At 40.8% G+C, this 21025-nt stretch carries 17 protein-coding genes; 15 read left to right on the forward strand and 2 right to left on the reverse strand.

Features of this window, described 5'->3' with window-relative positions:
* Positions 1-301 precede the first annotated feature (301 nt).
* From JOC94_RS21330 to JOC94_RS21370, 9 genes are all read left to right on the forward strand, one after another.
* Positions 302-1858 carry an FAD-dependent oxidoreductase gene (locus JOC94_RS21330; protein WP_077113037.1) on the forward strand — a complete coding sequence of 519 codons (1557 nt, stop codon included), beginning with the start codon at positions 302-304 and terminating at the stop codon, positions 1856-1858.
* Between the two features lie 114 nt (positions 1859-1972).
* Positions 1973-2224, forward strand: a complete 252-nt coding sequence (locus JOC94_RS21335) for a hypothetical protein (RefSeq protein WP_077113038.1) — start codon at positions 1973-1975, stop codon at positions 2222-2224.
* 828 nt (positions 2225-3052) lie between these two features.
* Entirely contained in the window at positions 3053-3331 is a 279-nt protein-coding gene (locus JOC94_RS21340) for a DUF485 domain-containing protein (RefSeq protein WP_083717645.1), read from the forward strand.
* Positions 3331-4881 (forward strand): solute symporter family protein, encoded by a 1551-nt coding sequence (locus tag JOC94_RS21345; RefSeq protein ID WP_077113039.1) that lies wholly within the window; start codon positions 3331-3333, stop codon positions 4879-4881. Before JOC94_RS21340 ends, JOC94_RS21345 begins: the two co-directional genes overlap by 1 nt.
* Positions 4869-6629 (forward strand): LytS/YhcK type 5TM receptor domain-containing protein, encoded by a 1761-nt coding sequence (locus tag JOC94_RS21350; protein ID WP_083717646.1) that lies wholly within the window; start codon positions 4869-4871, stop codon positions 6627-6629. Before JOC94_RS21345 ends, JOC94_RS21350 begins: the two co-directional genes overlap by 13 nt.
* Positions 6629-7378, forward strand: coding sequence for a LytR/AlgR family response regulator transcription factor (locus tag JOC94_RS21355; protein WP_077113040.1), 750 nt, complete (start codon positions 6629-6631; stop codon positions 7376-7378). The genes JOC94_RS21350 and JOC94_RS21355 overlap by 1 nt, the downstream gene beginning before the upstream one ends.
* Before the next feature lie 142 nt (positions 7379-7520).
* On the forward strand, positions 7521-7829 hold the full coding sequence (locus JOC94_RS21360; RefSeq protein WP_077113041.1) for a DUF485 domain-containing protein: 309 nt from the start codon (positions 7521-7523) through the stop codon (positions 7827-7829).
* Positions 7830-7831: 2 nt separating this feature from the next.
* Positions 7832-9364, forward strand: coding sequence for a solute symporter family protein (locus tag JOC94_RS21365; RefSeq protein WP_077113042.1), 1533 nt, complete (start codon positions 7832-7834; stop codon positions 9362-9364).
* Between the two features lie 473 nt (positions 9365-9837).
* Positions 9838-10428, forward strand: coding sequence for a GrpB family protein (locus JOC94_RS21370; RefSeq protein WP_083717647.1), 591 nt, complete (start codon positions 9838-9840; stop codon positions 10426-10428).
* A gap of 187 nt (positions 10429-10615) precedes the next feature.
* Here JOC94_RS21370 and JOC94_RS21375 read toward each other — a convergent pair whose 3' ends face one another.
* Both JOC94_RS21375 and JOC94_RS21380 read right to left on the reverse strand, forming a co-directional pair.
* A complete protein-coding gene (locus JOC94_RS21375; RefSeq protein WP_077113043.1) occupies positions 10616-11677 on the reverse strand; it encodes a saccharopine dehydrogenase NADP-binding domain-containing protein in 1062 nt (353 codons plus the stop codon).
* Positions 11678-12314: 637 nt separating this feature from the next.
* Positions 12315-14099 carry a sigma-54-dependent Fis family transcriptional regulator gene (locus JOC94_RS21380; protein WP_077113044.1) on the reverse strand — a complete coding sequence of 595 codons (1785 nt, stop codon included), beginning with the start codon at positions 14097-14099 and terminating at the stop codon, positions 12315-12317.
* A gap of 245 nt (positions 14100-14344) precedes the next feature.
* Here JOC94_RS21380 and JOC94_RS21385 point away from each other — a divergent pair, with 245 nt between their 5' ends.
* From JOC94_RS21385 to JOC94_RS21410, 6 genes are all read left to right on the forward strand, one after another.
* On the forward strand, positions 14345-15370 hold the full coding sequence (locus tag JOC94_RS21385) for a zinc-dependent alcohol dehydrogenase (RefSeq protein ID WP_077113045.1): 1026 nt from the start codon (positions 14345-14347) through the stop codon (positions 15368-15370).
* 19 nt (positions 15371-15389) lie between these two features.
* A complete protein-coding gene (locus tag JOC94_RS21390) occupies positions 15390-16397 on the forward strand; it encodes a TRAP transporter substrate-binding protein (RefSeq protein ID WP_077113046.1) in 1008 nt (335 codons plus the stop codon).
* 71 nt (positions 16398-16468) lie between these two features.
* Positions 16469-16945: a TRAP transporter small permease gene (locus JOC94_RS21395; protein ID WP_077113047.1), complete on the forward strand. Its 477-nt coding sequence runs from the start codon at positions 16469-16471 to the stop codon at positions 16943-16945.
* Positions 16945-18207: a TRAP transporter large permease gene (locus JOC94_RS21400; RefSeq protein WP_077113048.1), complete on the forward strand. Its 1263-nt coding sequence runs from the start codon at positions 16945-16947 to the stop codon at positions 18205-18207. The genes JOC94_RS21395 and JOC94_RS21400 overlap by 1 nt, the downstream gene beginning before the upstream one ends.
* A gap of 338 nt (positions 18208-18545) precedes the next feature.
* Positions 18546-19823 (forward strand): 3-oxo-tetronate kinase, encoded by a 1278-nt coding sequence (gene otnK / locus JOC94_RS21405; protein WP_077113049.1) that lies wholly within the window; start codon positions 18546-18548, stop codon positions 19821-19823.
* Positions 19816-20421, forward strand: a complete 606-nt coding sequence (locus JOC94_RS21410) for a class II aldolase/adducin family protein (protein ID WP_077113050.1) — start codon at positions 19816-19818, stop codon at positions 20419-20421. The genes otnK and JOC94_RS21410 overlap by 8 nt, the downstream gene beginning before the upstream one ends.
* Positions 20422-21025: the final 604 nt, after the last annotated feature.

Genomic DNA, 21025 nt, shown 5'->3' on the forward strand with positions numbered 1-21025 from the left:
CTTGTTTCTCGACAATTCAAGTATAAAAGAATTGGATGTTTGCGTGTATTTTTTGGGGCAAATTGTGTGGAAACCCCAACATTTAGTATAGAGCCTTTATTGTGGATAGAAATATACAAATTGGTGCAGAGGATGAACATGCTTCAGTCTCTAGTATACAAGCCAAACTGGGCCATTGTCGAAAGGTTTGGGAACTGATCGTGCATTGTTTTTAAAAACAGATAAATCTGCCCAAATATACATATTTCTCGTGAAATGGGGGAATTGTTTAAAGAGAGTGTTGGAAGGAGGAGACTTGAACATGAATGAAGGAAAAAAGGGGCTAAACATTCCGAAAGACCCGAAATCATTTTGGGTTGATTCAACGAATATTCCTTCATATCCCCAGCTTGAACATGATATGAGTGTGGAAGTGGCGGTCATTGGTGGAGGAATTACTGGCATCACAACCGCCCATTTATTGGCCGAAGAAGGCTTTCAAGTGGCATTGTTTGAATCCACTCGCTTAATGAATGGAACAACCGGACACACAACTGCGAAGGTGACTGCCCAGCATGAATTGATTTATGATGAACTAATCAGTCATTTTGGTCAAAGTGGGGCAAAGCTGTATTTTGAGGCCAATATGGAGGCCGCCCATTTCATAGAAAATTATATCCGGAAGCATCAAATTGACTGTGATTACAAGAAAGAAGATGCATACGTTTATGCAACGAAAGAGAGCGAACGGCAAAAACTGGAGAAAGAAGCCAAAGCATATGAAAAATTGGGCATTGAAGGCGGCATTGTCGATAAAATACCCCTGCCGGTTCAGACGTCTGGGGCGATTGTGATGAAGAATCAGGCGCAATTTCACCCGCTTAAATACTTAATCCATCTTGTTCAAAATTTGGAGAAAAAAGGTGTCCAAATATTTGAACAGACGGTTGCGATGAGGATGGAGCAAGACAATCCTCTTGTCATCCGGATGAAAAATAATACGAAAGTACAAGCCAAATATGTTGTTTCCGCTTCGCACTTTCCTTTTCACGATGGAAAAGGATATTTTGCGCGCCTTTTTCCTGATCGGTCTTATGTATTGGCAGTTCGTCCGGAAGTTTCTTTTCCCGGGGGAATGTACATTACTGCCGGTAAGCCGACACGGTCCTTTCGCAGTGTCACTATTAATGGGGAAGAAATGCTGCTGGTTATCGGAGAGAATCACAAAACGGGTCAGGGGATTCCCGAAAAAGATCATTATGAAGCATTGAAGCAAGAAGCAATGAATGTATTTCAGGCCAAAGAAATCCTGTACAAATGGTCTGCGCAAGATCTTATTACACCAGATAAAGTGCCTTATATTGGAAGGGTATCTCAAACTCAGCCAAATATGTTTATCGCTACCGGGTTTCGCAAATGGGGAATGGCCCATGGAACACTTTCCGGGTTTATCATTAGGGATTTAATAATGGGAAAAGAAAACAGATATGAACATCTCTATACTCCTTCCAGATTCAAAGCCGATCCAAGCCTAAAAAAAATCATCAAGGAAAATATCAACGTTGCCGGCCAATTGGTTGGAGGCAAACTGGAATTGCCGGATAAAGAAATCAAAGATATTCAAAGTGGCGAAGGTGCGGCGATTTCGATCAAGGGTAAAAGGGCCGGGGCTTATAAAACACCGGACGGAAAGCTGTACGTTGTTGATACAACTTGTACCCATATGGGGTGTGAGGTGAATTGGAACAGTGCGGAAACAACGTGGGACTGCCCGTGCCATGGGTCACGCTTTTCTTATGACGGACAAGTGCTGGAAGGTCCCGCAGATCAACCGTTGCCGCAGATCGATCCTCAAAAAAGTGACCACACTTCTTCATAAGCTGGATGATTCCTCCTGGAACTTACCCGGATAATGATACGGGAATCTAGAAACAATAAAAATGTCAAAGCAAAAAAGCTTTGAATGACCAAATTCCGGAGGAGATGGATTTCTATGAAGAGAATGTGGACTTCTTTATTGGCCACATTGGGAATCGGTGCGGCCATTTACGGCTTGACCCAATATCGGAATGGGCAATATATGCGCCGCATCCAGGACTTTATGAAAGATAAAAACATTCCCGGAATGGAGAAAATGGGTGGAATGTTCAATAATCGAAATGCTTTCGTCGAAATATCCGAAGAGCTGATGCCTCAGAAAGTGGCGGCCCAGCAGAAGAAGTCCAGGCAAAACAACCTGACCTAAAAGTGTACAGAAGGCGTCCAAAGGCCGAAAAATCGACCTATTGGACAGCCTCTGTCATCAAAGGCTATCAACTGTGCTTGGTGACCATTTTCACGCCATCTCGTTTTGTTCAGTCGCGATTGTTCCTCTTTTTAAATGAACAACACGATTCCCCAACCTAGACGATTCCAAAAACGATAAAGTCAATATGTGCTGTATTGTTCGATATTCAGATAAAAATAACCATTTCCCTATTTCTAAAATTGACTGTCCGGGCCATAAATAGAAGTGAGCAGAGCGTTTTTAACCCCTAAGAACTCCATTTGCGCATTACACGGATAGAAGAAACGAGTGAAGAAGATCGGCACCAAGTATCCTCAAATTTTTCATATATCAAGAGTCCACCGCAACAGCTTGTTTTAAAAATCATTCCGCACTCACTTCATGTGCAAGAACCTGTATGTTCACTCGAGTTGCTAACTTCTCGGAGTGTCTCCTTTTCCCACTTCATGTGCAAGAACCTGTATGTATACATCCTGATTATACGCCTTGTTTCATGTCTCTCTTGGAGAAACTAACCAGGGGAGCTTTTTTATGGCGGTGAGAAATTTGGTTATTAGCGATGGGGAGCTTTGGCGATTAAAGACGTAGCATCCGTCAGTTTCTTTAAATGCGAAATGAGGCGGTGGCTCAGACGATTTGTTTTTTCGTCTGTTTACTTTCGGGTTGAAAAGAGCAATCTCTTTTTCTCAATATTATGGTATAATCTAATAATGGCTACAGTTGAAAAATTCTTTATATTGGGATGTTTTTTGGTAAAATATATGTAAGAGTCTGGTGGTGCAGGCTTTGAAAGAAAAAGAAATCTTTCTGGAATTGATGAAGAAAAAGGCTCGTTTTCTTTTAGTGGTTACGTTATTTTTCATGATTTTTTATTTCAGTTTGCCATTGTTCATTTGGTTGTTCCCCCAGTTCATTGTTGTAGGGGATAAGGTTTCATTCATTCCATGGTGGTGGATTTTCGCTTTTTTGCAATTTATCATGACCTGGCTGCTTGGCTGGATCTATTACAGAAAATTAAAAAGATACGATAAGATGGTTGAATTGTTGAAACAGGGGAATGGGTAATGAATTATATTTACTTCTTCTTTTTTCTTTGTATCATCATATGCACACTCATTATTACGCACTGGGCCGCAATGCGTGATAAAACAACATCTCAATTTTATACGGCGTCCGGCCATTTGACAGGGGTGCAAAATGGACTGGCCATCGCGGGGGATTATATAAGTGCTGCCTCTTTTTTGGGCATTACGGGTGCCATTGCTCTTCATGGTTATGACGGCTTTTTATATTCCATTGGTTTTCTGGCGTCGTATTTATTTGTGTTATTTCTTGTTGCGGAACCTGTCAAAAATTTGGGGAAATATTCTCTCGGAGATGTCATCTGCAGCCGCTTTCCCAGTGATAAAATCCGGCTGATGATGGCAGGGGGAACGTTTTTTGTTTCTTTATTTTATATGATACCGCAACTGGTCGCATCGGGACTGTTGATTCGCTTGCTGCTCGGTATTGATTATTCGATATCAGTATTGATCATTGGAAGCTTAATGACTGTATATGTCATTCTGGGCGGAATGGTTGCGACATCGTGGGTGCAAATTATCAAAACAGTCCTGCTCATGTCAGGAACATTTCTTGTCTCTTTGCTCGTGTTGGCGCGTTTTGATTGGCAAGTGGCTGAACTAATTCGCCAGGTAAAGTTGGGAACACCGCTTGCTGACCAGTTTTTCGTTCCAGGAAACTTATTTCATGATTTTTTGGAAATGTTTTCATTACAAATGGCGCTCATACTGGGTACCGCCGGTTTGCCACATATTCTGATCAGGTTTTTTACGGTGAAAAACACCGTGGAGGTACGAAAGTCTGTTATCACTGCCACGTGGATCATCGGTTGTTTTTATGTGATGACACTCATTTTGGGCTTGGGCACTGTGGCATTGGTGAATTGGAAGCAGCTTGTCGCCGCGGACCCGACTGGAAACCTCGCCGCTCCTTTGCTTGCCAAAGTGCTGGGGGGAGACTTTTTGCTTGCTTTTATTTCTGCTTTGGCATTTACAACGATTGTAGCCGTTGTTACTGGCCTTGTCATATCGGCAACAATTGCTCTTTCGCATGATGTATATCACCATATCATTAAAAAAGGCACTGCAACAGAAAAGCAGCAGCTCAGAATGGCAAAAGTCGCGGCTGTGGGCATTGGTCTTGTGGCAACTATATTTTCGCTCGGGTTGGAAAACATCAACGTTACATTTCTCGTCTCCCTGACTTTTGTCATTGCCGCCTCCAGTATCTTGCCCGTCATCATATTTACACTGTACTGGAAGCGCTTTAATGAGGCTGGGGCATTGGCCGGCATGTTTTGCGGGTTTATTACATCCATCATTCTTGTATCTTTTGGGCCGCATATTATGAATATCGAGAGTGGATGGATCGCAAGGGAAGCTCTTATTCCACTGGAAAACCCTGGAATCATTGCCATTCCCGCCGGATTTATCGGGGCGGTTGCAGGAACATATTTATCGCGAAAAAAAGAAGACGCACACCAATTTGCCAGAACTTTCGTGCGCGCTCAAACCGGAATTGACACAAGGGGGCGTGGCTGGTGGGATTCTTGACAATGATATTGGTGCAGCGGCTCGGGCTTTTGTTAATATCCGCTTTTTTAGTTTCACGAATTCCCGGCTTTCGATCTTTGTTGGATCGGGAAATGGATGTCAAAACGACAATTGTGCATTCGGTTATTTACGGGTTGTTCGGTATTGTGGGTACAATATCGGGTGTCGTTTTTGAGGATGGGGAAATCGTCTCAAATTTTATCTTTTCCCCTGTTGAGGATGACCAATTACTTGTCAGCTCAAGTCTTGTTCCCATTGTCATAGCCGGACTGTTAGGCGGGCCGGCCGTTGGTATGGGGGCAGGATGGATTGCCGGCATCCACCTCTTTTTCCTTGGCGGAATGGGCTATTCGGCAAGCTGCCTGGTTAATATTCTTACAGGTCTGTTAGTTGGAATGACTGCCAGATTTTTTGCGCAGGAACGGGTCATTTCTCCTTTAAAGGCCCTTTTTATTGGCATCTTTCCACCTATTTTACAAATGGGACTTCTGCTTATATTTAATCCCCATTCCGCTTTTATTTTACATGTTGTCGATCAAGTAAGCTTGCCGCTTGTTTTTTCGAACAGTGTTGCCATTGCCATCTTTACTGCCATGATTGCCGCTGCGATTAATGAACAGGAGCGGGAGGCAGCTTCAGAAACCAAAAGGGCGCTTACCATTGCAGAAGATGCGCTCCCATATTTGAAAAAAGAGTCGCAGATTGACATGGCTCGGGGAATAGCGGAGTTGTTGTATAAAAGGTTGAAAGTGGCTGCGGTATCGGTGTCCAATTGTGAGAAAGTATTGGCTTATGTGGGCCTTGGGGACGATCATCACCAGACCGGAGACCCCCTGCAGGATGATGTTGCCGAAGAAGTGATGCGGACGGGAGAAGTGAAAGTGGCTTATACGAAAGAACATATCCATTGCCCGCATCCCCACTGCCCGCTACAGGCGGTCATTGTTCTGCCGATAAAAGAAGCAAATAAAACAATACAATTGATCCATCTATATTTTAGAAAATCACAGCATATAAGAGCCGTGGAAATTGTGTTGGCTGAAGGTCTCGGCAAATTATTGTCTAATCAGCTTGCGGTCGCGAGATCCGAAAAGTTGCAAACGCTCATCCGTGATGCGGAACTTAGAAATATGGAAGCCCAAATTAATCCTCATTTCCTCTTTAATACACTGCATTTGATCGCCACTCTTTTTCGGACGGATCCCGAAAAAGCAAGGCATTTAACAGTGCAGCTTGGAAGTTTCATGAGATTTAATCTGCGCCTGGCTGCGAATTCTCTTGTTGAACTGAAAAAGGAATGTGAACATGTCCAATCATATATAGCCATTATTCAAGCGCGATTCTTGGATCGGGTTACGATCAGTTTTTCTCCTTATGAAGGAAAAGGGGAGGCACTTCTTCCTCCATCAACCATCCAGCCCTTAGTGGAAAACAGCATTCATCATGGATTAAAAAACGTTGCCAAAGGAGGAATCATAAGGATTGATATGAAAGAGATGCATGGGAAGCTTCGAATAACTGTGTATGATAATGGAATAGGATTTTCGAGCACATTACTTTCCCGTGCGGGACATGCGCCGATCGAGAGTGAGCGGGAAGGCGGCACAGGTTTGTATAATGTGAATCAACGGTTAATTGGAATGCTTGGTGAGGATTCGAGACTTCAGATTCGAAATCACCCAAAGGGCGGATGCGAAGTGTTTTTTGATATTCCGCTTATTTCTCAAGAAAGGAGGCATCTGGCCTAATGATCAGGGTAATGGTTGCTGAAGATGAGCGCCTCGCAAGGGAAGAGCTCATTTACTTGTTGCAGCAGGAAGAGGGCCTTGTTTTATGTCCCAGCGCAGAAACAGGTGAACAATTGCTGGAATTATATGAAAAATATAAACCGGATGTTGTTTTTTTGGATATTCAAATGCCGAAAATGTCCGGGGTACACGTGGCAAAAGAAATTTTTAAAAAAGAAAAAATCCCGCCACTTTTTATATTTACGACTGCGTATGATGATTATGCGGTTGACGCATTTGAAGTGGAAGCAGTGGACTATTTATTAAAACCTTATGATCAGGAACGGTTAAAGCAAGCGATTAAGAGGGTGGTGCGCAGGCTGAATCAAGAAGCCGCCCAAAAAGAAAAAAGCCGTGGTTCGGTAAATTCCAAAACGAAATCCAAGTTGTTGATCGATGATGGGGAGCGGGTAGTCGTATTGTCTCCTGACACCATTTGCTACGCAACGAGAGTAGAGCGAGTTGTGGAAATTCATACGAAAGACGAGCTGTTTCACGGCAGAATGACACTTCAAGAACTGGAAGACAGACTGAAAGGCTATCCTTTTTTTCGTCCCCACCGGAGCTATTTAGTCAACTTGGATTATATTCAGGAGATCAAGCCGTGGTTTAACGGTGCCTATAATTTGATTTTAAAGGATGGGAAAGAAACGAGCATACCAGTAAGCCGCCATGCCCAAAAAAAGTTGTTCCAAATTCTTGAAGAATAAATGTAACCGTTTGCAAACATATTTATGCCACTCGCACAAATATTCAGGCAAATCACGACGATAATGCCACCACACTCCCTTTTTTGTATATAGTTATATTAATCTTTTTTCACAAATTTTTAATAATAGGGGGTGCAAAAGAGTGGCAAATTATGATAAAATCGCCTGCACAAAAGAATTTGTCGAATTAAAGCGTTCCAAGATGAAATTTATTTGGCCAATCGTTATTTTGTTTTTCTGTTTGTATTTATCGTTTCCATTAATGGCCGCATATGCGAAACCGTTAATGAGCAAATTCCTTTTTGGCAATATTACATTCGGATATTTATTTGGGGTGTCCCTGTATTTTGTTGCTTGGGCACTGGCCTTTGTTTATTTCTTGAAAGCAAAAGGCTTTGATCAAAAAGCAAAAGCACTCGTTGAAAAGTACAGGCATCAAAAGGGGGCATAAATATGGGAGCGCATTCATTCGGCATTATTTTATTTGTGGCAATTGTAGCAGCAACCATTTATATTACGCTGTGGGCGGCCAAACGAAATAAAAGTACTTCTGATTTTTATACAGCCGGCCGTTCTCTGACAGGATGGCAAAATGGTCTTGCCATATCCGGCGACTATTTGAGTGCTGCCTCTTTTCTGGGCATTGCCGGGCTGGTTGCATTGAACGGGTATGACGGCTTTTTGTATGCCGTAGGATGGATGGTTGGCTATGTCATTGTGTTATATGTCGTAGCGGAACCACTTAGAAACTCAGGGAAATTTACTGTGGCAGACGTGCTGGCGTCACGACTCAAAGAGCGGCCCATCAGAATGATGACTGCCACGGTCACATTAGTAGTAACATTGTTTTATATGGTTGCCCAAATGGTGGGAGCGGGAGGCATCATCCAGCTATTGGTGGGAATACCGTACGAAATATCGGTTATTTTGATTGGGGCCTTAATGATCTTATATGTCATGCTCGGCGGCATGCTTGCCACTAGCTGGGTACAGATCATTAAAGCGGTGTTGTTAATGTTTGCTACGCTTATTCTCGTTTTGTTTGTAGCGATGATTTTTAAGTTCAATATATCAGGTTTATTCGGAGAAGTCGTTGCCAGCAACGGGGCGGAATTCTTATCTCCGGGACTGCTGTATAAAAATCCGGTTGATCTGTTGTCTCTTGGGATGGCACTTATTTTGGGAACAGCGGGCCTGCCGCATATTTTAATTCGCTTTTACACGGTTCCTTCTGCCCAGGAAGCGAGAAAGTCCGTAATATGGGCAATGATTTTAATCGGGGTCTTCTACATCATGATCGCTCTTGTCGGGTTTGCCGCGTCGGTTCTTGTCGGGCCGGATGCCATTCGGGCGGCGGACCAGGGCGGAAACATGGCAGCTCCACTTTTGGCGCAGTTTATAGGCGGGGGAGAAGGAACACTTGGCGGAGAGATCTTTATGTCGCTCATTTCGGCAGTTTCATTTGCCACGATCGTCGCTGTTGTTGCCGGGCTCGTTATCGCTGGTTCCGGTGCTTTTGCCCACGATATTTATACAAACGTCATTAAACGTGGAAAGGTAGATAGTAAAAAGCAATTTAAAGTGGCAAGAAACACAGCTCTTGCAATCGGAGCCATTTCCATCGCACTTGGCATTGTCGCCAAAGGGATGAATGTTGCCTATTTGGTTGTCTTGGCCTTTGCCGTCGGTGCCAGCGCCAACTTGCCGGTCATCATTTTCTCTCTTTATTGGAGAAGGTTCAATACAGCCGGGGCAATTGCTGGTATGCTTGCCGGAATGGTAAGTGCTGTAACCCTTGTATTTATCGGGCCCAGCGTCATGGGGGAAAATGCCATATTCCCGCTGGCCAATCCCGGTATCATCAGCATACCGTTAGGCTTCCTCACCTCTATTGTGGTCACATTAATCACAAAGCCAGAATCTTCAGCTGAGAAATTCGATGAGTTGGATGTAAAATCGAATACCGGCTTGGGAGCGGAAATGTAACGATTTAATAGCCATTGAAATGCGCTGTTTCAAAAGAAACTTCTTTTGGAACAGTGCTTGTCTTTGTTTCCAATCTATCATGCTCCATAAAAAAAGCATCATTCCGTTTGGGAAGAAGGCCTGCTAGGATACTTTTTCAACCTTTGTATTTGCCAATCGTTTTCCACTTTCGGCAGCTCCACACTTTTTTGGTTCTATGTCAAGTGTTGGGAAGGGTGAGATTCCACCTCACTCCACCCAAAGGGTAGAGCCACTTTTTAAAGGATATGCCGGATGATACAAGATAACCAGTCGATCTTTTTCATAAAGAAAAAACGCCATTGAAAAATAGCTTTTTACCAAAAGGACTGCATGATTGAATTGCCTGCAATCCAACCATGGAGTCGAGGATTGAGATGGATTCGTTCATTTATTGTCAATAAACAGTTATTATGGTACGCTTGAAAGCTAATTTACCGGCAGGGGGAGTTTAGATGTCAGCGATGCAGGATGATTCGAGATTTATAGCCAAGAGTGATGAAGAGCTTCAGAAGGTCACGCTGGGAGAGCGGCAACCGCATAACGCACCCATCACTCTTGTCGAGTATGATTCGTGCTGGCCCAAGTTATTCGCACGAGAAGCGAACCGGATTCGGACTGTACTTGGCGACGAAGCATTGCTTGTAGAGCATGTCGGATCGACATCGGTGCCAGGATTATGCGCCAAGCCTATTATCGATATGCTGCTGGTCGTGGCGGATGCAGCCGATGAGGCGGCCTATGTCCCGGATTTGGAGGAAGCCGGCTACATGTTGCGTATCCGCGAGCCCGAGTGGTTTGAGCACCGTCTGTTCAAGGGACCCGATATTGATATCAACCTCCACGTATTCAGCGCAGGAGTGTCTGAGATCGAACGAATGCTGCGCTTCCGTGATTGGCTGCGGACCAATCATACTGATCGGGACAAATACGCACGCGCCAAGCGCGCTTTGGCACAACGCAAGTGGCGGCATGTGCAGCATTACGCGGATGCGAAAACCTCGATTATTCACCAGATTATGGCTCGGGCGAACGCAGATGTGTAGCTTGATATAAATAAACCCTGTCTGCATCGCTGGCAGGGCTTATTTTTACGTTATACTCAAGGGGACAGATCACACTAGTGAAACCATTTTTATAAGAAAACAACTTTGGAAAAATGCACTATAACGACTAGGCGGTAAAGTCTCAGTCGAAAGCTGGATACGTTAGCAGGTCTACTAATATAGCAATTTACTTTTCAAATTCCTCCACTACAATGTTGCTGCAATTTATTTCAGATAACAGTTCATCTAAATGTACTACCTCAAAAGGATAAATGACACCTTGCAACTTTTTTTGTTGAGCAATTTTTGTTAAGGAAGCAGTAACCATTGCTGTTGTATGATAATCAGAAAAGGTAGATAAAGATACTATTTTTACCTTCTCTTTGTTATTAATGATTCCTTTTACCTCAACGGTAAGAAAAGCATTTTCATTTTTATTTGGATTATGTTTAACTATTTGGGATAAAAATGTATGATTTAACTTATGAATTACTTCAATAAATCCAATTTGTCTTAGAAAAGAAACTAATGTATTGAAAGCATTAACATTCCAACAAGTCCAATAATTTATAGAATGAATTGCTAATTGGTTTTGTAAGACGATTTTTTCTGAATGATGTATAAGTCTAAGCTCTTTTTCTTTAAGGTGATTAGCAAAATACATTTTTCTCTTTTTAGTAAATCCAGGTATCATTTTATTTTCAAAGCTTACTTGTTGAGAAACAATCTTTAACATATCTAACATTCCAGTTATTCCTGCTTGAGCATTAGTATTTTGTAACAATCCAACATTAACTTCTATTATTTCATCGAAATTTGAAACAGCTTTTTTTACCATTAATCCTGATAAACCAGGGAAAAATCCTGACATTACAATAGAACCTGTATCATTATTTTCCGCCATTTGATTTACAATATTTACTTTCTCTACAAAGTCATAAAATGGGGTAACGTCTACACATAATATCTTGTTATTCATACAAACTTCTTGAATAGTTGGATTTTTTTGTTTTAATACAACTACTACAACATCAATATTTTTAATAACTTGCTTTACATTCTCAATGTTATTTACATCTAAATATTTGAATTCAACATCATTTTTCAAAGAATTTGCTAACTGTTTCCCTCTCTCGTTTTTATAATCGGTTACTATTAGCTTTATTTGATTATCAAATACCCGTATTAATTCAATACAAATTAATTTACCAAGAACCCCAGACGCCCCAATAACCATCATTTTTCTCATATCAGCAAATCACCCATTTGTTTTTGTGTTTTAACCATATTTTATAGTAAAAATGATTAAACTATCCTGCTCCGATAGAGTACTAAATACCATACAGCGAATTTTGATAAGCGTAGACTGCGATACATTTCTGTCACTTCAAAAACAAAGAATGTCCATAGAACTCTTTGGTGTTATGTTTTGTACTTTCGCATTCAAAGCCTTCTTTAAAACGTGCTTCTTACCAGCGAAGTAGAGGAAGGTTCAACATAGCGTTTTATTCATTGAAACACTCGTTCTTTCTCTGTATGTAATAAATTGCTAACGCCTTACTCATCTTTAAACCCTCCAATGCGGATATCCGTTCCAATTATAACAACGTTTTTGAAAAGGTATCAAATATCACACTAATCTTTAACAGAGCTATTAAAGGTTCAAATATCTACACTAATCTTTAACAGTGCCATTCAAAAGAAATACAGTTTCAACAGTTCCCATCCAATCGTCACTATGGATCAATAGGACCGCATATTTTTTGGCGCCGAATTTGACATACCCGTTATATGGCCGATGGAAAGGAGGCTGTAAAAGCTTAAACAAGCAGGGCGACCCAAACAGGAAGCCGGTCGCAAACAACCGGCTTGACAGGAGAGGCTGTTTAATATTTCAGCTTTCTCCAAAGGGTACTGCGGCTTATTCCCAGTCGCTGGGCAGCCCTTGATTGATTGTAATTTTCATCCGATAACACTTTTTCAATAATTTCTTTATTTATTTCATCCAGTGTTTTATGTCCATGGAGGACTGGATTAATGATCTCAGTCTCTTCTATTTTTTCGTTAGCCAACACCTTTTCGATGGTTTCGTCAGCGATATAAAAATCATCTGTTAATAAAAAGGCTTTTTCAATAATTCGTTTCAACTGGATCAAATTGTATGTCCAGTGAAAATGTTGCAAAAGGTGGATTGCCTCCGGCTCTAATCCAAGAATTTGCTTTCCATATTTGGGCATTAAATCGCTTAAAAATATACTTACCAGACTGGGAATATCTTCCTTTCTTTCATTTAGGGCAGGCAAAGTCAACGGGAAGGCAGATAATTCATTTTGAATAAATTGCATTAAAGAACCCTGATCAAAGGAATGGGAATAACCACTCATACAGGAAAAAATAAAACGATTTCTTTTATGGACGTATGTGTTAGTTAAATAAGATTCTAAAAGCAATTGGCTATCTTCATTTAGCAGATGCATATTTTTGAAATAAAATGTAAAGTTCTCATTGAGAAAAGGAGAGTTTTCTGATTCAAAAATGGCACTCCATTTTTTTTCATTCATATAATGTGCGTCAATTATAATCATGGGCTGTTTCTGATAATTACTGCCGTGGTAGATGGCTTTGGCGAACGTATCTTTTCCAGTGCCTTTTTTGCCAAATAAGATGATCGGCATGTTTGTTTTAGAAACAGTTTTTGCGTCTTGAATCACTTTTTTAAATAATTTATTGGATGTTGGCAAAGAATCCAGTAGAATAGTCGGCTCATCTGAGACATTTGTGTAAATAACCGACTTGTCAACGGGCTTAATTTTCGATTTTTGTTTATTAATGTAAAAGGTGGGATAGCTTAATCCGTTCGATGAGATCATTTTTCCATGGAAAAGGTATAACTCACTTCCCAATGGCTTCATAATCGTTACTTTCTTTTCTTGCGTTAACATATCGACGTGCTTTTCCGCTTCGGAAATGATCATCTCCTTTATTTCTTTTGGTTCATCTACATTGGAAAATGCGATATCTTTTTTTCCATTAAATGCGATTATATGATCATTCACGTTTCGAATAATGTTGTGAGTTAACAGAATTTTTTCTTTAAATGTGGATATATGCTTAAACAGCTGGATAATATCGGTAAAGGCGGTTATGACACTTTCTCTTCCAGATGTAACAAGTATCGTATTTAATCCCATTTTTTTGGCATGCTTGACAGTAATAACATCACCAATGATCAAACTGATACCGCGTTCAATTAATTCATGAAGACAGTCATCGATTTCTGAAATGGAATGCACCGTTTTTATTTCCAGATGTTCGCCATGATTTAGTTGGCTAATGATTTTTGTTGTATCGGTTATACTTTTAAAACCAACAATTCCAAACTTTCCAGAATAACTTTTAGCTAATTTAATCGCCCGCATCATGTCGATTGCGGAAAGTTTAATATCAATCACGGGAAGGTGGGTTATTTCTTTAATTAATTCAGCAGTTCCCGCTCTTGATATAATCACATCAAAATCCTCGTATTTTTTTTCTTCTGCTATTTTTACGCCATCCAGCATATCTCCCACAAAAGCGTGAACTTCCAACTCTTTCATGTCTTCGGCAATTTCACAAATGAGATCTTTCATTCCGTTATACGGCGCAATTACCAGAATTTTTATTTTATTCATGATGCTGCCTCCCTCCATCTATTTGACTTTTTCCTATCGTAACATACTAACCATATTTTCATTATAGTATCAAATTAAAACAGATCAATGGAAAATTTTGTTAGTAAAAATCGCAAAATGTTTCAATTTGATACAAAAAACACTGTATATGTGCTAGAAAGCATTTGGTTGTGTGCTAAAATGAAATTGTGAAACATGTCATACATAATATATTTTGTAATCTAGTACGTGTTGGAGGGAAATGGATGAAAGCTGCAGTAGTAGTTGAACCGAATAAAGTGGAAATCCAAGATATTGGTATTCCAGAAATAAAGGGTGATGAAGTATTAATTAAAGTGAAAACAGTTGGTGTCTGTGGTTCAGATCTGCATTTATTTAAAGGAACCCATGCATTTAGAAAGCCTCCTGCGGTTTTAGGACATGAAGTAGCAGGTGAAATCATTAAGATAGGAAATGATGTCACGAATTTTAAAGTGGGTGATCGTGTCACGGTTGAACCACATATTGGCTGTGGCAAGTGCGAGTACTGTATAAAAAACCTCATTAATTTATGTAGCAATAAATGTGTTCCCGGAACGGAGAGCTGGGGTGGTACGTTTGCTGATTACTTTAACGCTCCCCAAAACAAAGTGTATAAAATAGCCGATCATATAAGTGACGAAATTGCTACTTTAATAGAGCCGCTTGCAGTTGGAATTCATGCTATCGAGCGAATTTCTGTTCCAGAAAGAGACACAATTGCTATTCTTGGCTCTGGAACGATCGGACTGCTCACATTGGTTGCTGCGAGGGAAGCAGGGTACAAGCACATTATTTGTACAGATACTCAGCCATTTAACTTGAAAATGGCAGAAAGGCATGGAGCTGCATTGGCTTTAAATCCTTTAGAGGAAGATGTGGCGGCTAAGATTTTAGAGTTTACAAACGGGAGGGGAGTAGATGTAGCGATTGTAGCGGCAGATTCCAAGGTGATTGTGGATCAAGCTGCGTCGATTGTGAGAAAAAGAGGGGAAGTTGGGATTGTGGCCATGATTACGCAGCAAATCCCAGTAAATACATATCAATTTGTTTTTAACGAAATCTCGTTGTTTGGCGCTATGACTTATGAAACAAAAGACTTTAAAAAAGCATGTAAGCTAATCAATGAGGGGCTTGATATTAGTGATTTCATAACGCAGCGTTTGCCACTAAATCAATCACAACAAGCCTTGGATATTCTAAGCGAGAAAAAAGAAAACGTAGTAAAAGTAATCGTTGAAGTAAATCAATAATCAGGAAGGAAGCAGCATCATGAAAAAAATATCTTACAAGTTAATCGCATTAATGATTTTGGTTGGTCTCATCATAGCGGGATGTTCTAATGATAAGTCATCCTCCAAGGATGGAAAAGATGATGTGTTAGTGTTAAAGCTAGGTCACATTCAATCAGAAAATGACCTATGGCAAGATGGAGCTGAAAAGTTTAAAGAAGAAGTGGAAGAAGCTTCTGATGGAAAAATCAAAATTGAAATTTATCCTAACTCTACCCTTGGCGGAGATAGAGATATGGCAGAAGGATTGCAAGTAGGAACGGTTGACTTTGCCTTGATTGCTGGAGTTTTAGGGAATTTTGAACCCTCAATTCAGTTATTGGAGTTGCCTTATATTTTCCGCAATGAAGAAGATTATCAAAAAATCGTCAATGGAGAAGTTGGACAGGAAATTGTTGATCGAGTTCTAAAAGCTTCCGATATTCGGATATTGGACTTTTGGGAACGTGGCCCGCGCCATATTACAGCCAATAAACCAATCAATACATTGGATGATCTGCAAGGCTTGAAAATGAGAATACCAGAAATAAAAGCAATGGAGCATACATGGAAAGGACTGGGCGCTGCTCCGACCACGATGGCATGGAATGAGGTTTATACAGGATTGGAACAAAACGTAATAGAAGCACAAGAAAACCCGATTCCATTTATTTATGGTGGCCGAATTCATGAGGTGCAAAAGTATATTGCTTTAACGGCGCACAAATATGAGTATGTCACATTGGCGATGAGTGACAGCACTTGGTCCAAACTAACGAAAGAACAACAAAAAATAATTGAGCAAGCTGCTGAGAAAGCTACGGAATTTGAGAATAAATTAGTTAGTGAGCAAACTGAGAAATTACTCGACGAAATGAAAGGTGAAGGGTTGGAAGTAACAAAACCGAATATTGACGAGTTTGCAGAGGCGGCAAGAGCCACACATGAGGACTTTGCAAAAACAGTTGACCTGGATCTTTACCATAAAATCATGAAAGAACTTGAATGATAAAAAGTAATGGGAGTAGAGTCTATCTTTGCTCCCTTCATTTTTCATTTCGATAGTTGGGGGGATTTCCCATGAAAAAACTTGATGGTATTCTTGTAAAATTACTGTTTTATATTTGTGGCTTTTTAATGTTTTTAATGACCGCAGTCGTTACAGCTCAAGTTGTTTCCAGGTATGTATTTGACAATCCATTTTCTTGGACAGAAGAGCTGGGTAGATATACTTTTGTTTGGGTATCTTTTTTAGGTATGGCGGCAGCTATTAAAATCGGTTCACATATTGCCCTGGATATGTTAGTACGAGCATTAAAAGGATTGAGCAGAAAAATTCTTGCGGTATTTAATAACCTGCTTGTTCTTATTTTTGCCGTTTTTTTAACGATTAGTGGATTTAACTTAGTTGAATTGGGAGCGAGACAACATAGTCCATCACTGGGTTTGCCAATGGATATTGTATACATAGTCATTCCAATTTCCGGACTGCTGCTCATTTACTTTGTATTAAGTGAAACAATCCAAGTGGTCATAGGGAAGGAGGATGGCGTGTAATGGCGGCAATATTGTTTGGCTTATTTCTCGTGCTTTTAATACTGGGTGTGCCAATTGGATTTGTTTTGGCACTATCGTCTGTCGGCGCCATGTTCTCAGCAGATTATCCACTTGTTATATTGAGTCAGCGCCTTTTTACAGCATTGGATTCATTTCCGTTTATGGCCATCCCGCTTTTTATGCTGGCAGGCTCCATTATGAGCCACGGAGGTATAACGAAAAGAATTGTGGATTTTGCCCTATCCATATTTGGAAATATTAAAGGAGCGTTGGCTCATGTTGTTGCCACGAGTGGGATCATGATGGGTGGTATTTCTGGTTCCGGGGTGGCTGATACGGCTGCTTTGGGAGCGGTGATGGTTCCCGAGATGAAAAAAAGAAAGTATGATGCTGGTTTTTCCGCGGCTTTAGTGGCAGCATCTGGAAGCATAGGACTTATTATTCCACCGAGTATTGCCTTAATTATTTATGGTGTGACAACCCAATCATCCATTGGCGATCTCTTCGTTGCGGGGATTATTCCAGGTGTCGCCATTGGAGTGGGTTTCTTTATTTATTCCTATTTTGTGGCACGCAAGAAGGATTATCCCAAGGAAGGAAAAGTAAGTGCTAAAGGTGTTTGGACAAGCTTTAAAAAAGCGGTCTGGTCCCTGTTAATGCCTGTTATCATCATATTAGGAATTCGTGGGGGCGTTTTCACCGCGACTGAAGGCGGAGCGATTATTTCCGTTTATGCTTTTTTCATTAGTGCCTTTATTTATAAAGAAATCAAATTAAAAGACATCCCTAAAATTTTCTACGATGCGGCACTTAGTACGGCGGTCATATCGACAATCATTGCTTCTACATCTTTGTTTGGGTGGTTATTATCCAGTGAACAAATTCCGCAAAAGATTACTGCTTTTCTATTGGGCATAACCGATAATCCCATCTTGTTGCTTCTTATTATCAATCTACTGTTATTAATCGTAGGTATGTTTTTGGACAGCGGCCCGGCCATTATGTTATTGGCTCCTATATTGGCTCCTGTTGCCCAGAGTTTAGGTGTGGATATGGTACAGTTCGGAATCATAATGGTGATTAACCTTACAATTGGCTTATTGACACCGCCAGTTGGCACGTCCATGTATGTTGCCAGCAATGTTTCAGGGGTTCCTATCATGCGGCTTGCAAAAAAATTAATGCCGTTTTGGCTTATTATGATCACTGTTCTGTTACTCATTACCTTTATTCCAGGAATAACAACAATGGTTATTCAATAGACAAGATTCATGCGGTGCTTTAATCCGGTGATGAGAAGGGGAGCTAAGACTATGATCGCAAACGTCCTGTTGGCAGCTTAGGCAGCGACATCCACTCGCTTCGCTTGCGCTCGTACTGGACCTCTTTGTGACCGGCTTCTTCGAAAAAACTTATGCTTTTTTTCGTGCGATCACGATACTATCGAAGCTTTTCTTGTTCTTTTGCCTCGAATCAATCGAACTTTTACCGGCAGTTGCCCCCTTACTTGCATGAGTGTTTTTTCTCGACTTCTTTAGGCGGGGGTTGCTTACTGGCAGTTAATATGATGAACAAAATCAAGTGAAGAAGGGAATGTATTATGGGGAAGATCATTTTAGGAATTGTAGCAGATGATTTTTCAGGGGGGAGTGATGCAGCCTCTTTCTTGGTGAAACAAGGGATTAAAACATTTTTGTATAATGGGATTCCCGAACTGCATGAGCAGAAAATGGAAGACAATGTAGCTGTTGTTATTGCGCTGAAAACAAGGACAGCTGAGAAGCAAAAAGCAGTCGATGAATCCATGAAAGCTTTTCAATGGCTTCGGGATCATGGCGCAGAACAGCTTTATGCTAAATACTGCTCCACATTTGATTCCACAAAGGAAGGCAATATCGGGCCAATCATAGACGAAGTATTAGAAACGTATGGAATCAAATATACGATTATTGCTCCGGCGCTTCCTATCAATGGGAGAATCGTTAAAAACGGGCAATTAATTGTGAATGGTGTCCCTTTACATGAGACTCATATGAAACATCATCCATTAACACCAATGTGGGATTCAGATCTTGCCCGTCTACTGGAACCACAAGGCAAGTATCCGAGTATTAAGCTCAATTATGAAAGTCTTGAGCGTTCTAAAGAAGAAATTATGGAAATGATGGATGAATTCGGCAAGGATAAGAAACATTTTTATGTTATCCCTGATTATATGGAAGAAAAGCATGCGCAAAAAATCGTAGAGCTTTTTGGAGATTTGCCGTTCTTAACTGGCGGGTCCGGCTTGATGGGCGAGCTAGGAAAAAAATATAAAAAAGATAACGATCAAACGAACATTATTACAAGCGGGACTTCCGGAAAAGCGATTATTTTGGCTGGAAGCTGTTCCGCGGCAACGTTGCGGCAAATCGAAGAATTTATAAATTCTGGAGGCAAAGCAATCAAAATTGAACCGTTACAATTGCTTTCCGGCACACTATCAAAAGAGGATTTATGGAAAGAAATTCAAAGCTTACAAGAAGAAAAAATATTAATCTATAGTTCTGATCGCCCTGAAAAAGTGAAGGAAGCGCAAGAAGCCGGGATGGAAAAGATATCTGCCATATTGGAAAGCACTACGGCGTACATAGCAAAAAAAGCGGTCGAAAACGGCTTTTTCCGAGTTATTGTCGCAGGGGGAGAAACGTCCGGCGCAGTAACCAGGATCTTGGGATATAATGCTTACTATGTAGGAGATAGTATTGCTCCCGGCGTACCGATTATGGTGCCGGTTGAAAATAAAAAAGTACGTCTTGTATTAAAATCTGGCAATTTTGGTGATAAGGACTTTTTCATTAAAGCGGTGGAAATGACAAGAGGTGATATAAATGGCTGATTTGCAATCAAAATATGAGGAAGCCATTTGGATTGGAAAAGTTCTGTTTGACCGGGGAAAAGCAACAGGGTCTTCCGCGAATATGAGTTTTTTACACGATCATAAGATGTATATTACGGGAAGTGGAACATGCTTTGGCAACTTGAATGAATCAGATTTTGCGATATTGACTATGGAAGGGGAGCATGTTGCGGGAGTAAAGCCAAGTAAGGAGCTTCCTCTTCATCGAACGCTTTACGAGAAAGATTCCGCCACTAAAGCGGTCATTCATACCCATAGTATTTACTCAACTCTTTGGTCTTGTTTAAAGCATGAAAATGAAAAAGATATTATGCCATCATACACTCCTTATTTAAAAATGATGATCGGAACAATTGGATTAATTCCATATGGGAAGCCCGGCTCCGAAACACTGTTTCGTCATTTTAGAGATCGGGTTCATGATAGTGATGGCTATATTTTACAAAATCACGGCCCCGTTGTAGGCGGAAAAGATTTAATGACCGCGTTTTATTGCTTGGAAGAATTAGAAGAAAGTGCAAGAATTGCTTGGGAATTACGGAATGAAGGTAACCGTGCAGTTTTGATCGATGCCTAAATATGTCAGTTCCTAGTGCATAGGTTATCCACCTGTAGCTTGGATTGATGAGCAGATTTAACCGACTTCAAGAGTGTTTTGCTTGAACTGACGAATCAATTATGCCAAACGGTGCTGGGAAATAAGCAAATACGGAACAGCAAAAGGGGTCGGGACAAAACCCTGTAAAATGAAATAAACCGCATGGAATCAAGTTTAAAAACGGGGTGGTTACCCCTTGATTTCACGCGGTTTTATTTTCGCGATTTTTACGAATATGAATCAGCTTTCAAAAAAATCCCTATCATCGCTACGTCAACATAGTTCGCTTTCCGCAGGTTTCTTCAGCTTCCTTGGAAAGCAAAGGTCGCTTTCCTGCGGGATCTTCAGCTCGAGCTATTCCCGCAGGAGTCTACCTATTTTGACTACGCTAAAACGTTGCGTATTATACACTGGACAATTTATCCGGCATGTAAGGTGCCGTAAGACTCCCACTTCAAAATCTGAGTGAATACAAAAGGTCCAAGTGGGAGAAAACGGCACCTAAATGCCCGATTGGTTCAACTAACATTCAGTAGAAGCCCTACTGAATGAAGTTTCACTTTATCCCGCATGTAAGGTGCCG

This window comes from Siminovitchia thermophila, assembly GCF_016909185.1.
In the GTDB taxonomy this organism is placed as follows: Bacteria; Bacillota; Bacilli; order Bacillales; family Bacillaceae_C; genus Siminovitchia; species Siminovitchia thermophila.